The sequence below is a fragment of the Hydrotalea sp. genome, assembly GCF_049968455.1.
Taxonomy (GTDB): Bacteria; Bacteroidota; Bacteroidia; order Chitinophagales; family Chitinophagaceae; genus Hydrotalea.
Map to the genome: position 1 here is coordinate 77,238 of NZ_JBMFQT010000002.1, position 14,661 is coordinate 91,898.

General features: G+C 35.7%; 15 protein-coding genes and 2 tRNA genes. 12 read left to right on the plus strand and 5 right to left on the minus strand.

The window, feature by feature from the left end; translation table 11 throughout:
* Nucleotides 1–26: 26 nt before the first annotated feature.
* Nucleotides 27–100 (minus strand) — tRNA-Pro (locus tag ACP5P5_RS01890).
* Between the two features lie 91 nt (nt 101–191).
* Here ACP5P5_RS01890 and ACP5P5_RS01895 point away from each other — a divergent pair.
* From ACP5P5_RS01895 to ACP5P5_RS01935, 9 genes are all read left to right on the plus strand, one after another.
* On the plus strand, nt 192–1,460 hold the full coding sequence (locus tag ACP5P5_RS01895) for a dihydroorotase (protein ID WP_428284420.1): 1,269 nt from the start codon (nt 192–194) through the stop codon (nt 1,458–1,460).
* The gene (locus ACP5P5_RS01900) at nt 1,450–1,974 is read left to right on the plus strand and encodes a DUF4199 domain-containing protein (RefSeq protein ID WP_428284421.1); all 525 of its coding nucleotides are present in this window, start codon (nt 1,450–1,452) and stop codon (nt 1,972–1,974) included. Before ACP5P5_RS01895 ends, ACP5P5_RS01900 begins: the two co-directional genes overlap by 11 nt.
* A 6-nt stretch (nt 1,975–1,980) precedes the next feature.
* On the plus strand, nt 1,981–2,922 hold the full coding sequence (locus ACP5P5_RS01905) for a glycosyltransferase (protein ID WP_428284422.1): 942 nt from the start codon (nt 1,981–1,983) through the stop codon (nt 2,920–2,922).
* Nucleotides 2,922–4,055 carry a glycosyltransferase gene (locus ACP5P5_RS01910; RefSeq protein ID WP_428284423.1) on the plus strand — a complete coding sequence of 378 codons (1,134 nt, stop codon included), beginning with the start codon at nt 2,922–2,924 and terminating at the stop codon, nt 4,053–4,055. The genes ACP5P5_RS01905 and ACP5P5_RS01910 overlap by 1 nt, the downstream gene beginning before the upstream one ends.
* Before the next feature lie 19 nt (nt 4,056–4,074).
* Nucleotides 4,075–5,100, plus strand: a complete 1,026-nt coding sequence (locus tag ACP5P5_RS01915) for a dehydrogenase (protein ID WP_428284424.1) — start codon at nt 4,075–4,077, stop codon at nt 5,098–5,100.
* A 12-nt stretch (nt 5,101–5,112) separates the two neighbouring features.
* Entirely contained in the window at nt 5,113–5,688 is a 576-nt protein-coding gene (gmhA, locus tag ACP5P5_RS01920) for a D-sedoheptulose 7-phosphate isomerase (protein ID WP_428284425.1), read from the plus strand.
* Between the two features lie 39 nt (nt 5,689–5,727).
* The gene (locus ACP5P5_RS01925) at nt 5,728–6,417 is read left to right on the plus strand and encodes a nucleotidyltransferase family protein (protein WP_428284426.1); all 690 of its coding nucleotides are present in this window, start codon (nt 5,728–5,730) and stop codon (nt 6,415–6,417) included.
* A 17-nt stretch (nt 6,418–6,434) separates the two neighbouring features.
* Nucleotides 6,435–6,992, plus strand: coding sequence for a D-glycero-alpha-D-manno-heptose-1,7-bisphosphate 7-phosphatase (locus ACP5P5_RS01930; RefSeq protein WP_428284427.1), 558 nt, complete (start codon nt 6,435–6,437; stop codon nt 6,990–6,992).
* Nucleotides 6,993–7,064: 72 nt separating this feature from the next.
* Nucleotides 7,065–8,054 (plus strand): hypothetical protein, encoded by a 990-nt coding sequence (locus ACP5P5_RS01935; protein WP_428284428.1) that lies wholly within the window; start codon nt 7,065–7,067, stop codon nt 8,052–8,054.
* A gap of 268 nt (nt 8,055–8,322) precedes the next feature.
* Here ACP5P5_RS01935 and ACP5P5_RS01940 read toward each other — a convergent pair whose 3' ends face one another.
* Both ACP5P5_RS01940 and ACP5P5_RS01945 read right to left on the minus strand, forming a co-directional pair.
* Nucleotides 8,323–8,445 (minus strand): hypothetical protein, encoded by a 123-nt coding sequence (locus ACP5P5_RS01940; RefSeq protein WP_428284429.1) that lies wholly within the window; start codon nt 8,443–8,445, stop codon nt 8,323–8,325.
* Between the two features lie 184 nt (nt 8,446–8,629).
* Nucleotides 8,630–8,703 (minus strand) — tRNA-Asp (locus tag ACP5P5_RS01945).
* A 190-nt stretch (nt 8,704–8,893) separates the two neighbouring features.
* Between ACP5P5_RS01945 and ACP5P5_RS01950 the strand changes: the two genes are divergently transcribed.
* The 3 genes from ACP5P5_RS01950 (at nt 8,894) to cmk (ending at nt 11,570) form a co-directional block, all read left to right on the plus strand.
* Complete coding sequence (locus ACP5P5_RS01950) at nt 8,894–9,889, plus strand: acetyl-CoA carboxylase carboxyltransferase subunit alpha (protein WP_428284430.1); 996 nt, start codon at nt 8,894–8,896, stop codon at nt 9,887–9,889.
* 78 nt (nt 9,890–9,967) lie between these two features.
* Nucleotides 9,968–10,861: a 4-hydroxy-tetrahydrodipicolinate synthase gene (gene dapA / locus ACP5P5_RS01955; protein ID WP_428284431.1), complete on the plus strand. Its 894-nt coding sequence runs from the start codon at nt 9,968–9,970 to the stop codon at nt 10,859–10,861.
* Between the two features lie 22 nt (nt 10,862–10,883).
* A complete protein-coding gene (cmk, locus tag ACP5P5_RS01960) occupies nt 10,884–11,570 on the plus strand; it encodes a (d)CMP kinase (RefSeq protein WP_428284432.1) in 687 nt (228 codons plus the stop codon).
* Between the two features lie 46 nt (nt 11,571–11,616).
* Here the strand turns inward: cmk and ACP5P5_RS01965 are convergent, their stop codons facing one another.
* Together ACP5P5_RS01965 and xylA are read right to left on the minus strand one after the other, a co-directional pair.
* Nucleotides 11,617–13,290 carry a sodium/sugar symporter gene (locus ACP5P5_RS01965; protein WP_428284433.1) on the minus strand — a complete coding sequence of 558 codons (1,674 nt, stop codon included), beginning with the start codon at nt 13,288–13,290 and terminating at the stop codon, nt 11,617–11,619.
* A gap of 26 nt (nt 13,291–13,316) precedes the next feature.
* Entirely contained in the window at nt 13,317–14,645 is a 1,329-nt protein-coding gene (gene xylA, locus ACP5P5_RS01970; protein ID WP_428284434.1) for a xylose isomerase, read from the minus strand.
* Nucleotides 14,646–14,661 lie beyond the last annotated feature (16 nt).

The following is a 14,661-nucleotide window of genomic DNA, read 5'->3' on the forward strand; positions in this document are numbered from 1 at the left end:
TCAAGATTGCTTTTTGAGTAATAATGTCGGGTGGACTGGATTCGAACCAGCGACCCCTTGCACCCCATGCAAGTGCGCTACCGGGCTGCGCCACCACCCGAACCTATAAGGGTTTATTTCCCTAAGGGGCGGCAAATATAAGAACAAAAGAATTTTTCAGGCTATATTGCACAAAATTTTATTAGCAAGTCATGAAAATTCTTTTGAAACAAGTGACAATAGCAGATGTCAATAGTGAATTCAATGGTACCACTCAGGATATTTTAATTGAAAACGGTCAAATAACTACTATTCAGCCTCAATTAAACATTGATGCAGATCAAATTATTCATGTAACAAATGCATATGTATCACAAGGGTGGGTTGATCCTTTTGTACATTTTTGTGACCCGGGTTTTGAGTACAAGGAAACTATTGCATCGGGTGCAAAGGCAGCAGCGTCAGGTGGGTTTACTCGCGTTGCTACATTACCCAATACAAAACCCATTATTCAAAATAAAGCGCAAATAGAATACATTACTAATACATCTAACCAATATGCTACAATTGTACATGCATTGGGTGCCATTAGTAAAAATATTGAAGGAAAAGAGCTGGCAGAAATGTATGAAATGCATCATGCCGGCGCATTGGCATTTACCGATGGATTAATGCCCTTGCAATCATCTGCCTTAATGGTAAAAGCCCTTCAATACATGAAAGCTTTCAATGGTATAATTATCCAAATTCCGGAAGATACCACCATCACCCCGCATGGATTGATGAATGAAGGTGTAGTATCAACCCAAATGGGTTTGCCCGGTAAACCGGCCGTATCAGAAACTTTAATGATAGCAAGAGATATTCATTTAGTTGAATATACCGGTTCTGCCATACATTTTACCGGCATTACTACTGCAGCTTCCGTACAACTAATTAAAGAAGCCAAACAAAAAGGATTAAAAGTAAGTTGCTCCGTAACGCCACAACATCTTTGGTTTTGTGATGAAGACTTGAAAAACTACGATACGAATTTAAAATTAACCCCTCCGTTACGTACTAAATCGGATATGCTTGCCCTACGGGAAGGATTACTAAATGGCGTAATTGATGGGATTACTACACACCATACCCCTGTTGAAGTTGATAAAAAGGTTTGCGAATTTGAATATGCACAACCGGGTATGATTGGCTTGCAAACTGCTTATAGCATTATTAACAGTATTTTTAAAGATACACCTGAACATATTAAAACCAACTGGTTAGGCAACAACATACGAAACATTTTTAATTTACCCAATGCGGCCATTATGCCCGGAAATACGGCTGAACTGACGTTATATAACAATGCTGAAACATTCAGTTTTTCGTTACAAAACAATAAAAGTAAATCTGCCAACACTCCATTTCTAAATAAACCATTAACAGGCAAGATTTACGGCATTATTAATAAAGACAAAGTTTTCTTGAATGAATCATAGCACTATGGAAGTTAGTTATACATCACATATTCGAAAAGGCTTAATTATTGCAGCAATCATAATAGCAATTAACCTAATTGGACATATTAGTAAACAAATATTATTGCCTTGGTATGGCTTTGTTATTTTAACCGTATTCATTGTTGCTTCTTTTATTAGCACATGGATATTTAACGCACAAACAAAAGGGTATGAACCTTTTTCTACCACATTAAGTCATGGGTTTAAAACTGTAGCAGTTGCCACCGTTATATTTTTTGTGTACAATTTTTTGGCAATGCATTATTTTTTCCCCGGTTATGTTACCAATCAAATTGAAGCGTTAAAGCAAGAGGCATTGCAACATGGTGAAAAAATGGAAAGTTTTACAACCAATATTGATAAAGCCAAACAAATTTATATTAACACACAATTAGCAGGAATTTTAATTTTATATTTATTAGCCGGTGGCGCAGGAGCCTTATTGGCTGCTGTTTCAGCCCCCAAAAAATTTAAACCAACTACTTCTGAATAAATAACAATGGATATATCAATAGTAATACCCTTATTAAATGAAGCGGAATCACTGCCCGAACTTTGCCAATGGATTGAAAGGGTGGTAAATGCCAATCATTTTACATATGAAATTATTTTAATTGATGATGGCAGTACTGATAACAGTTGGGAAATTATTGAACAGCTTGCAGCCAATAATTCCAACATTAAAGGCATTAAATTTCAACGGAATTATGGCAAAAGTGCTGCATTGAATGAAGGTTTTAAAGCTGCCAAAGGCAATGTAATTATTACAATGGATGCAGATTTGCAAGATTCGCCCGATGAGATACCTTCCTTAAACAAAATGATTATGGAGGAAGGTTTTGATTTGGTAAGCGGTTGGAAGAAAAAAAGGTATGACAACAAACTCACTAAAAATATTCCTTCAAAAATTTTTAATGCTGCTGCACGCTGGAGCAGTGGTATTCCCTTACACGATTTTAATTGTGGGTTAAAAGCCTACAGAAAAAAAGTGATAAAAAGTATTGAAGTATATGGTGAAATGCACCGATATATTCCGGTAATTGCTAAATGGGCGGGGTTTAGAAAAATTACCGAAAAAGTTGTGGCACATCAACCCCGAAAATATGGTGTTTCAAAATTTGGTTGGGAACGTTTTATTAATGGCTTTTTAGATTTAGCTACCATAAGTTTTGTAAGTCGCTTTGGGAAAAAGCCTATGCATTTTTTTGGATTATGGGGTACCCTATTTTTCTTCATTGGTTTAGTGAGTAGCATTTACTTAGTAATAGCCAAGATTATAGAAACAGATTTTTCTTTAACCAATCGCCCAATCTTTTACATTGCTCTAACTTCCATGATTATTGGAATGCAACTATTTTTAGCCGGATTTATTGGTGAATTAATTGCTCGTAATGCTTCGGAAAGAAATGTTTATCTAATAGAGGAAAAAATACATTTGTAATGAGTATGCCTGCATCTGTGGTTATTATTGGCCCGGCACATCCTTTACGCGGCGGACTGGCCTCATTTAACGAACGACTTGCACGTGAATTTCAAAGTGAAGGTTATATTACTACCCTTTATACATTTTCATTGCAATACCCTTCATTTTTGTTTCCGGGCACCACACAATATTCTACCGAGCCCCAACCTAGCGATTTAAATATAAAAGTATGCATTAATTCTGTTAATCCATTCAACTGGTTAAAAGTTGGTTTGCAACTTAAGAAACTAAAACCTGATTTATTGGTGGTACGCTACTGGTTACCCTTTATGGGACCTTGCCTTGGAACTATTCTACGCGTTGTTCATTCAAATAAACATACCAAAATTGTTTGTATTGCCGATAATGTTATTCCCCACGAAAAACGACCGGGCGATAAACTATTTACGCGTTATTTCACAAAATCGGTTGATGGTTTTGTAACCATGAGCGACAAAGTGTTACAAGATTTGAAATTATTTACAAAAAAACCTGCCACTAAAATTGTCCATCCCCTTTATGACAATTTTGGCGAAGTAATTCCAAAAAGTGAGGCAAGAAGTCACTTACATCTTCCAAGCAATGAGAAAATAATTTTGTTTTTCGGTTTTATAAGAGCTTATAAAGGATTAGACATGCTTTTGCAAGCCATGCATGAATCAATCATTCAGCAGGCAGGCATTAAACTATTGATTGCAGGTGAATTTTATGAAGACAGAACCAAATATGACAATATTATTCAAGAATTATCATTACAATCGCAACTTTATTTAAAAACCGATTTTATTCCCGATAGTGAAGTAAAATATTACCTCAGTGCTGCCGATTTTGTAATACAGCCCTATAAAAATGCCACACAAAGTGGTGTAACACCATTAGCCTATCACTTTGAGAAACCGATGTTAGTGACCAATGTGGGCGGTTTGCCCGATTTGGTTCCTCATTTAAAAGTGGGAATTATTACAGAACCCAATGCAAAAGCCATTGCAGAAGGTATTTGTGAATTGTATAAATTGGGTGAAGATTTCTTTTTACCGCATCTTCGTGAAGAGAAAAAGAAATATAGCTGGCAAAATTTAACTAAAGCAATTACACAAATTGCTGAAATATAAATATTATTTTTTATTATTTATGATTTACAGAAGCAAAACACCATTACGTTTAGGCCTTGCCGGTGGCGGAACCGATGTTAGTCCTTATAGCGACGAATTTGGTGGTGCCATATTAAATGCTACTATTTCCTTATATGCTTATGCATCTATTGAACCCATTCAGGAAAACGGTATTATCATTGAAGCCATTGACAGAAAAGAAGAACAACGTTTTGAATGGACAAACGAACTTCCCATTAACGGGCAATTAGATTTAGCAAAAGGTGTTTATAATCGCATACAAAAAGATTATGGATTACCACTCACCGGCTTTAAACTATCAACCTTTGTAGATGTTCCTGCCGGAAGTGGTTTAGGCACCTCTTCTACTTTAGTAGTAGCCATTATTGGTGCATTTGCTGAAATGCTGAAATTGCCACTGGGCGATTATGATATAGCTCATTATGCTTATGATATTGAAAGAAACGATTTAAAATTAGCCGGTGGTAAGCAAGATCAATATGCTGCAACATTTGGGGGGGTAAACTTCATGGAATTTTATGCAGAAGATAAAGTAATTGTAAACCCATTGCGCATTAAACAGGAATATTTAAACGAGCTGGAACATAACCTGGTATTGTATTATACACAAACCAGTAGAGAATCGGCCGATATTATAAAAGAACAGCAAAAAAATGTTCATGCCAAAAATGAAAAAAGCATTGAAGCCATGCACCAATTAAAAGAACAATCTAAAATGATGAAAGAAGCCTTACTGAAAGGGCGCTTACATGAAATAGGTGAAATTCTTGATTTTGGTTTTCAGGAAAAACGTAAAATGGCGCACAACATTTCCAATTCATTTATTGATGACATTTACGAATCGGCTAAATTAGCCGGCGCAACCGGCGGAAAAATTAGTGGTGCCGGCGGTGGTGGATTTATGACATTTTACTGCCCAAATAATACCCGTTTTAAAGTTATTGATGTATTAAATAATTTTGGGGGAGTAGTTAAATCGTATCAATTTACTCATCATGGACTAACTACCTGGTCAGTTCAATAAAATAAACGTATTATGCAAAACAGATTTTTAGCAATTATTAATGCCTCCATTCAGGTTAAACAACAAATTTTACAAAACGAACAATTATTACAACAGTTACAAAATGCAGTTGAAGTAATTACCGATGCATTTAAAAAAGGAAACAAAGTGCTGTTTTGCGGAAATGGTGGAAGCGCAGCAGATGCACAACATTTGGCAGCAGAATTTTCAGGGCGATTTTATAAAAACAGAAAGGCATTACCGTCAGAAGCGTTACATTGTAACACATCTTATTTAACTGCTGTTGCAAATGACTATAGCTATGATGTTATTTATGCCCGTATTATTGAGGGAACAGGAGTAAAAGGCGATGTGTTGGTGGGATTAAGTACTTCGGGAAATTCACCCAACATTTTAAAGGCTTTTGAAGCAGCACACCAAAACGGAATGATTACGATTGGATTTACGGGTAGTAGCGGTGGTAAAATGAAAGATTGCAGCGATATTCTTTTAAATGTACCTTCAACTGATACACCACGCATTCAAGAAAGTCATATTATGTTGGGACATATTATTTGCGAGTTAGTTGAAGAAAATGTATTCGGATAAAAATTATTGTTCTTCAACCATTAAATACCAACAACTGTAATGACCGAAGCCATTATTCTTGCAGGCGGTTTAGGTACAAGGCTACAACAAACTGTACCCCATTTACCCAAATGCATGGCACCAATCAATGGTAAGCCATTCCTTTCATTTGTAATTCACCATTTGCAAAACCAGGGAATAGAAAAATTTATATTTTCATTAGGTTATAAGCATGAATACATTACACAATTTATTCATGAAAATTTATCGGAAAATAGTTTTGAAATTGTTATAGAAAATGAGCCTTTAGGTACCGGCGGTGCCATTCAATTCGCTTGTACCAAAGCAAGCACTGATAATGTGCTAATTACCAACGGTGATACCTTGTACAAAATAAATTACCGTGCATTTCATGAATTTCATTTACAAACCCATGCAACTTGCAGTATTTGCTTAAAACCCATGCAAAACTTTAGCAGATATGGCGCAGTAAACATTAATCCGCAAAATGAAGTAATTGCTTTTCATGAAAAAAACTTTACACCCCAAGGATACATAAACGGCGGGGTGTATATGTTGCATATACCCAAATTCTTGCAATTGAGTTTCCTTGAAAAATTTTCATTTGAAAAAGAATTTCTTGAAAAGCATACCAATAACCATGAATTGTTTGGCTTTGTGCAAGATGCCTACTTTATAGATATTGGCATTCCGGAGGATTATGCCAAAGCACAAATAGAATTGAAGTAAATAATAAAAAATTGTACATGAGTAATTTACCTGTAATTGACAAAAGCTGGACTTTATTTTTAGACAGAGACGGCGTAATTAATGTTGAAAAAAAAGAGGAATATATTTTGAATTGGAATGAATTTGAATTTTTACCGGGTGTGTTGGAAGCATTACACATGCTGAATGCTGCATTTGGGAAAATTGTAATTGTAACCAATCAAAAATGCATTGGCAAAGGATTATTAACAGTTACAGGATTAAATACCATTCATAATAACATGCTGAAAATTATTGAGGAAAATGGTGGTAGCATTAACAAAATTTACTTTTGCCCCGATTTAGCCGATGATTCACCCAACCGAAAACCGCAGCCCGGCATGGCCTTTCAAGCAAAAAATGATTTTCCGGATATCAACTTTTCTAAAAGCATTATGATTGGTAATAAATTAAGCGATATGGCTTTTGGAAAAAATGCCGGCATGTATTCTATTTTTGTAGCCACTACCAACCCCGAAACACCATTCCCCCACCCTTTAATTGATGCACGTTTCAACGATTTAATTGATACGGCCAAGGCATTAACAAAAGCCTAAATTTCTCATCATTCCATTAAGCAATCGGGGTATCCTTTTTGCTGTTTCGTATCTTAGTGCAATATTTTCAATATGCGATTACTTTTCAGTACACTTTTATGTTTTTGCTCGTTCTACGCTTTTACACAGCCTATTCCTGCCAGCAGTGTTCAAGCAATTCAAAAAATAGAGCCAATACTTCAAAAAGATGCACATGATATTGTATTTGCTAATGATTGGATAGAACGTTTCCAAGCTGATAGTGCCTTTATTCGCAATTTTGTAAAGGCTTTAAAAACCCCTTACTCATTTTATTACCCTTTCGATTCCGTTCAAAATATTTCAAAATTATATGCCCCTGACAGTAGCTTTAGAATTTTCTCTTGGCAGGTAATGAAAGATTTTACTTATTACAGACAACGAGGGGCCATACAAATGCGAACCTCAGATGGCAGTTTAAAGCTTTACCCTCTTTTTGATGCATCGGAATTTACCAAAGCGCCTACCGATTCAATTCGTACCCCCAATAATTGGATTGGCGCTATTTATTATAAAATTATTTTAACCACTTATAAAAATAAAAAATATTACACTTTGTTGGGGTTAGATGAAAACAATGCCAGAAGCGAAAAAAAATGGATAGAAGTTTTAACTTTCAATGATGAGGATTATCCTGAATTTGGGGGTAATTATTTTAAATATCCTGCCGATGGTATAAAACCTCCACAACCCGCTTATCGTTTTTGTATTGAGTATAAAAAAGATGCCGGTGTACGCATGAATTATGATCCAAGATACCAAGCCATTATTTTTAGCCGGGTTGTCAGTGAATCACCTTCCGAAAAAAATCCTTACAATCTTATTCCCTATGGCGACTATGAAGGTTTTAGATGGGTTAACGGCTATTGGGTATATGTAAACAACCCATTTCAAAATGTAATTTTCGATAAAACCCAAACCGATTTACCCGCCCCTATTTTAGATGATAAGGGAAACAGAAAGGAAAAAGTGTTGGAAGAAATTTCAAAAAAGAACATGGAAAAAGCCCAACAGAAAAAAGATTCAACCAACCATCAAAAGTAGCAGTTAGTTAGTAAAATGATGAGAGGGTTCTCGTCTTTCTTATTTTCTTTTTTTTTACACTACAAAAATTTTCTTTTACGCATATTCCCATTTCGGCAAAATGTTCTTTGCAAATAGATGAAGTTTGATTTTAAATCCAAATATCCAATAACAAGTTTATAGGTTGATGAATTAACCACTGTAAATATTTTCTGTTACAGCGTTTTAATTTCGTTTCTTGTTGCAAGGCTAATTGCTTGCTTGTAAAAGTTTGTACAAAAATTAATTTTCAGGGTCTCTTGGTACTTGTAAATGTACTTTTTCCATTATCGTGTTGAATGAAACGCTTTTCATAGTGTTCAGTAAAACCTTTATACCAATCCCCACCTTGCAGGCTTTCTATGATGTACACATAATATATAAATCACATAAGTATTTCACATTCTAATTTTGTGCAATTTGGGCAAAATCTCGTACTTGCTACATGACCGGACGGGACTCGAACCAGTATCGCCTTAGGCTAGATGACAGCGCGCCATTCAACAGTATAACAATTATTGTAAAAAAAAAGCCAAGCATTTTTGCCTGGCTTTTTGCGGACCGGACGGGACTCGAACCCGCGACCTCCGCCGTGACAGGGCGGCATTCTAACCAACTGAACTACCGATCCAAAATCTTTATGTCAAAAATTAGTATCTATTTTGATAACGAGATTTTTTTTCAACTCATCCAACCCATTTTCCCGTTACCAATCTCGTTTTCGGGACGGCAAAGATAAGGGGAATGATATTTTCAAAACAAATCTTTTCTAAAAAAAATTACAAACCCTAATTTTACCGTCTCAATCATACTTTTAAATTATGCCACAATACCCAAACAGACAATTCCTCGACTTCGAACAACCTATTAAAACATTGTACGAAGAAATTGAAAAATTAAAACAAACTGCTGAAAAAAGTAAAATAGATATGAGTGATAGCATTCAAAAATTAGAGAATGCTATTATCGAAAAACGCAGAGAAATTACCGCCTCACTAACACCTTGGCAAAGAGTGCAATTAAGTCGTCATCCCGACAGGCCCTATACCAATAAATACATTGAAAAAATATTTACCAATTATGTTGAATTACATGGCGATAGAAATTTTCGTGATGACAAAGCAATGGTCGGTGGTTTTGCTCAATTAAACGGCGAAACAATAATGATAATTGGCCATCAAAAAGGTATTAATACAAAGATGCGTCAAGAGCGCAACTTTGGAATGGCAAATCCCGAAGGATATAGAAAAGCTTTACGCTTAATGAAACTGGCAGAAAAATTTAATAAACCCGTCATTACTTTCATAGATACCCCAGGTGCATATCCCGGCTTAGAAGCCGAAGAACGCGGACAAGGCGAAGCCATTGCCAGAAATATTTATGAAATGACACGCTTGCAAGTACCGGTAATCTGTGTCATTATTGGTGAAGGAGCCAGTGGTGGCGCATTAGGCATAGGAGTAGGTGATAGAATTTTAATGATGGAAAACACTTGGTACACTGTAATCTCTCCCGAAAGTTGCAGCTCAATTTTATGGCGCAGTTGGGATAAAAAAGAAGTAGCTGCAGAACAATTACGCCTTACAGCCACCGACATGAAAGGCTTTGGGTTGGTAGATGAAATTGTACCCGAACCAATTGGCGGTGCACATTGGGATTATAATGAAGCAGCAACATTACTCAAAACTTCCATTACCAATGCATTAGCACAAATAAAAAATATGGACCCTGAAGTTCGTGTTCAACAACGCATTGAAAAATTCAACAAAATGGGATTTTGGGATGAATTACCTGTTGAGTCAACGCAAGAACAATAATCATCGTCCCTTGCGTCGCACACTTGTACTGAAGCAACGCATAGCAACAGATTTTAATAACCATATTAGGCAGAAACAATGAATAATTTAACAGGTATTTTAAAAGGAACAGGTGTTGCCATTATAACACCTTTCACAAAAACAAATGCAGTTGACTATGCTGCTTTAGAACGTGTAATTGAACACCTGATTAAAGGCAGTGTTGAATATATTGTTACTTTAGGTACAACGGGCGAAACACCTACTTTAACAAAAAATGAAAAATTAGAAATTATTCATTTTACTTACGAAAAAGTAAATAACCGCGTACCGGTTGTTGTGGGTATTGGCGGCAATAATACACAAGCAGTAATTGATGATGTAAAATCATATCCGCTTGACAAAGCTACCGCAATACTAAGTACTGCTCCTTACTATAACAAACCCTCGCAACAAGGCTTGTATGAACATTATAAGGCCATTGCGGAGGCTGCACCGAAGCCTGTACTTTTATACAACGTACCCGGACGTACCGGCAGAAATTTATCCTCTGCCACTACACTTAGATTAGCACACGAAGTACCCAACATTGCAGGCATTAAAGAAGCCAGCGGCGACTTTCAACAATGTATGGAAATATTACGCGATAAACCCGCCAACTTTTTAGTAGTAAGCGGTGATGATGCAATTAGTTTACCACTCATTGCATTAGGTATGGATGGTGTAATTAGTGTAGCTGCAAATGCATTTCCGAAAGAGTTTTCAACCATGATACGTTTTTGCTTAGGCGGAAGCTATCAATTGGCCCGCCCCATTCAATACCAATTGCTACAAGCTTTTGATTTAATGTTTGCAGAAAATAATCCTGCAGGTGTAAAATCTTTTATGCATCAACTAACATTAATTGAAAATAAATTACGTTTACCTGTTGTTCCGGTTAGTGCAGAACTTGAACAAAAAATAAAAAACTGGTTAAAGTTGTATCAGCAATAGTTGCATTTGTTCATAAAACGCAATGGAAAAAATAATCATAGCAATTGATGGCTACTCATCGTGCGGTAAAAGTACGTTAGCAAAAGCTCTTGCAAAAAAGTTACATTATTTGTTTCTTGATAGTGGGGCAATGTATCGTGCTATCGCCTATTATTTTATTGAACATAAAGTAAATACGAATAAATTAACAGAAGTTGAAAAAGCACTAAAGAATATACAATTATCATTCGAGTTCAACAAAGAAACAGCCGACAATCACATTCTACTTAATGGCATAAATGTAGATAAAGAAATAAGAAGTATGGCTGTTAATGCAAAAGTGAGTGAAGTAGCAGCCATTGCCGAAGTAAGAAGGTTCGCAGTTGCACAACAGCAACAAATAGGCCTTAACAAAGGTATTGTAATGGATGGAAGAGATATTGGCACTACGGTATTTCCAAATGCAGAACTAAAAATTTTTGTTACTGCCGACACTACTGTTAGAGTTGAAAGAAGATTTAAAGAATTGTATGCTTCAAACCAAAATATTACAATAGAAGATGTAAAAGCCAATTTAGAAATGCGCGATTATATTGATACCAATCGTACAGAAAGCCCACTACGTAAAGCAGAAGATGCAAAGTTGTTAGACAATACAAACTTAAATAGAGAAGAACAGTTGAATATTGCTTATCAATGGGCAATGGAAATAATAAATGCCTTCAATTAGTATTTAATTTTTGAAGGCATTTAAAGAGATTATTATTTAAAAAAAATTACCAAAACACGGTATATAACGCAGCTAAAATACCACACACAATTAGTGTACCCACCAAAAATGCAGGATTTAATTTAAACATTGACTTTTCAACTTCTAAACCTTTCGGAATTACGCCTCTTCTGTTCTCAATAATACTAATGACTACCATACCAACAATACAGATAATAAATATAAATCCCATCCTATCTAAAAATGGAATTTCATAAATGCCAGATTCATTCGGAATAGAAAAACCAAAGGGCGCTAAAAAGGATAAGTTCATGACAAAGGGTAAAAATTTAAAAATAATAGATAGTAAAAAACCCCCAATAGTAGCGAATAAAGCTGCGCTCGATGTTGTTTTTTTCCAAAAGAAACCTAGAATAAACATGGCAAAAATACCCGGTGAAACAAATCCGGTGTACTCTTGTATATATTGAAATCCTCCTTTCTTGTCAATGCCCATCAATGGTGCAATTATAATAGCCAATATCATTGCAACAATAACCACTATTTTTCCAACAAATACGGTTTTATGCTCATTAGCATCCGGATTAATTTTCTTTTTATAAATATCCAAGGTAAAAATGGTAGAAATACTATTTGCTTTTCCAGCTAATGATGCTACAACTGCAGCAGTAAGTGCAGCAAATGCAAGCCCTTTTAAACCGGCGGGTAGCAGATTCATTAATACAGGATAGGCTTTGTCGGTATTAATTTCACCGTTTTGTAACATAGCTTGTTGAAAGTCGCCTTTTTGATAAAGTACAAAAGCGGCAATACCAGGCAACACAACAATTACCGGCATTACTAATTTTAAAAAAGCAGCAAATAATAACCCACCTCGGGCAGTTTTTAAATCAGCCCCCAATGCACGTTGTGTAATGTATTGGTTACAACCCCAATAATTCAAGTTCACAATCCACATACCGCCAATTAAAACAGTTAATCCCGGCAAATCAATGTAATTAGGATTATCGCGTTTTAATATCATATGGAAATGGTCATTAGCATTGGTCATCATTAAATGAAAGCCGTTTAATATACCATTTGTTCCAAACTTATTGGCTACTAAATTCAATGCTAAGTAAGTAGTAACTAATCCACCTAGTATTAAGAAAAACACTTGAATTACATCGGTAAAGCCAATTACCTTCATACCACCTAAGGTGATAAAAATGGCAAAAACTGCTAACAAATACATACATAAAGTAGTATTGATACCTGATATGCTGTTAATAGCAAGAGCACCTAAATACAAAATGGAAGTTAGATTTACAACAACATACAATAATAACCAAAACACAGCCATAATCATTGCTACCGTCCCGTTGTAGCGTTGATTTAAGAACTGCGGCATAGTATAAATTTTGTTGCGCAAATACACAGGAATAAAAAATATGGCAACAATTAATAGGGTTAAGGCTGCCATCCACTCATAGGTAGAAATGGCAAGGCCCATTTTAAAACCATTCCCGCTCATCCCAATAAATTGCTCAGCAGAAATATTGGATGCAATTAAAGATGCCCCAATAGCCCACCAGGTTAATGAGCCTTCAGCCAAAAAATAGTCGTGCGAAGCAGAAATGGTTGCTTTCTTTTTCCGCCTGTAAACCCAATATCCATATAGCGAAACAATAATGAAATAACAGAAAAAAACGAGGTAATCGTATAAATGAAGGCCTTGCATATTTGAATTTTGATGATCAATAAATATTAAATATAACGGTTAATGATATTCTCAAAATATTCCTGTTTACCACTCACAATATTAGGTTCACCATGATTTGCTGCATAATTACGCAAATCCTCTAACGTTAATTTACCTGCTTCAAATAGCTTACCTTCACCACTATCATAGCTGGCGTACCTTTGTGTTCGTAGCTTTTTATATTCAGACTGATTTAAAATTTTATCGGCTACTACCAAAGCTCTGGCAAAAGTGTCCATACCGCCAATATGGGCATAAAACAAATCAAGGTTATCGGTAGAGTTCCTTCTTCGCTTAGCGTCAAAATTAATTCCCCCACCCTGAAACCCACCGGCTTCCATAATCACCAACATAGCTTCCGTAATTTCATTAATATTATTGGGGAACTGATCGGTATCCCAACCATTTTGATAATCGCCTCTATTCGCATCCATACTGCCTAAAACACCTGCATCTGCAGCAACTTGTAATTCATGTTGAAAGGTGTGACCGGCCAATGTAGCATGATTTACTTCAATATTCAATTTAAAATCATTCAACAAATCGTATTGTCTTAAAAATCCAATAACAGTTTCACTATCATAATCATATTGGTGTTTGGTAGGTTCACATGGTTTAGGTTCAACAAAGAAATTACCTTTAAAACCATTTCTTCTGGCATAATCTTTAGCTGTATGTAAAAAGCGGGCTAAATGCTCTTTTTCGCGTTTCATATCAGTATTTAATAAGCTCATGTAACCTTCTCTTCCACCCCAAAAAACATAATTAGCACCATTTAAAGCTATTGTTGCATCAATAGCCGCTTTTACTTGTGCGGCTGCATGGGTTAAAACCAAAAAGTCGGGGTTAGTGGCAGCACCGTTCATAAATTTTCTATGACTGAATAAATTGGCAGTACCCCATAATAATTTCACGCCACTATCTTTTTGTTTTTGTTGTGCATATTCCACAATCGTGAATAAACGCTTTTCATTTTCAGCAATGTCATTGGTAAAATCAACTACATCAACATCATGAAAACAATAGAAAGGGATATTCATTTTTGTGATAAACTCAAATGCAGCATCCATTTTTTCTTTAGCCCTTGCTATAGGATCTGTATGTGTATTCCATGCATACAAATGAGTTGGCTCACCAAATGGGTCGGCACCATTACCAACAAATGAATGCCAATAAGCACATGCAAATCGCATCCAATCTTTCATTGGTTTACCTGCAACAACCTGTTCTGCATTATACCATCTAAATGCAAGGGGGTTGTCTGTTTCATGGCCTTCATATTTAATTGCACTTACTTCTTTAAAAAACTGTTTGTTTCCGGTTACAATGTTCATGGCGTTTCTTTTTAAA

What these genes read in the sequence shown, in the direction of transcription:
- cmk (WP_428284432.1), top strand. Translation starts at nt 10,884, where the DNA reads ATGGAAAAAATAATCATAGCAATTGATGGCTACTCATCGTGCGGTAAA.
- ACP5P5_RS01905 (WP_428284422.1), top strand. Translation starts at nt 1,981, where the DNA reads ATGGATATATCAATAGTAATACCCTTATTAAATGAAGCGGAATCACTG.
- ACP5P5_RS01915 (WP_428284424.1), top strand. Translation starts at nt 4,075, where the DNA reads ATGATTTACAGAAGCAAAACACCATTACGTTTAGGCCTTGCCGGTGGC.
- ACP5P5_RS01930 (WP_428284427.1), top strand. Translation starts at nt 6,435, where the DNA reads ATGAGTAATTTACCTGTAATTGACAAAAGCTGGACTTTATTTTTAGAC.
- ACP5P5_RS01900 (WP_428284421.1), top strand. Translation starts at nt 1,450, where the DNA reads ATGAATCATAGCACTATGGAAGTTAGTTATACATCACATATTCGAAAA.
- ACP5P5_RS01925 (WP_428284426.1), top strand. Translation starts at nt 5,728, where the DNA reads ATGACCGAAGCCATTATTCTTGCAGGCGGTTTAGGTACAAGGCTACAA.
- dapA (WP_428284431.1), top strand. Translation starts at nt 9,968, where the DNA reads ATGAATAATTTAACAGGTATTTTAAAAGGAACAGGTGTTGCCATTATA.
- ACP5P5_RS01895 (WP_428284420.1), top strand. Translation starts at nt 192, where the DNA reads ATGAAAATTCTTTTGAAACAAGTGACAATAGCAGATGTCAATAGTGAA.
- gmhA (WP_428284425.1), top strand. Translation starts at nt 5,113, where the DNA reads ATGCAAAACAGATTTTTAGCAATTATTAATGCCTCCATTCAGGTTAAA.
- xylA (WP_428284434.1), bottom strand. Translation starts at nt 14,645, where the DNA reads ATGAACATTGTAACCGGAAACAAACAGTTTTTTAAAGAAGTAAGTGCA.
- ACP5P5_RS01965 (WP_428284433.1), bottom strand. Translation starts at nt 13,290, where the DNA reads ATGCAAGGCCTTCATTTATACGATTACCTCGTTTTTTTCTGTTATTTC.
- ACP5P5_RS01910 (WP_428284423.1), top strand. Translation starts at nt 2,922, where the DNA reads ATGAGTATGCCTGCATCTGTGGTTATTATTGGCCCGGCACATCCTTTA.
- ACP5P5_RS01950 (WP_428284430.1), top strand. Translation starts at nt 8,894, where the DNA reads ATGCCACAATACCCAAACAGACAATTCCTCGACTTCGAACAACCTATT.
- ACP5P5_RS01935 (WP_428284428.1), top strand. Translation starts at nt 7,065, where the DNA reads ATGCGATTACTTTTCAGTACACTTTTATGTTTTTGCTCGTTCTACGCT.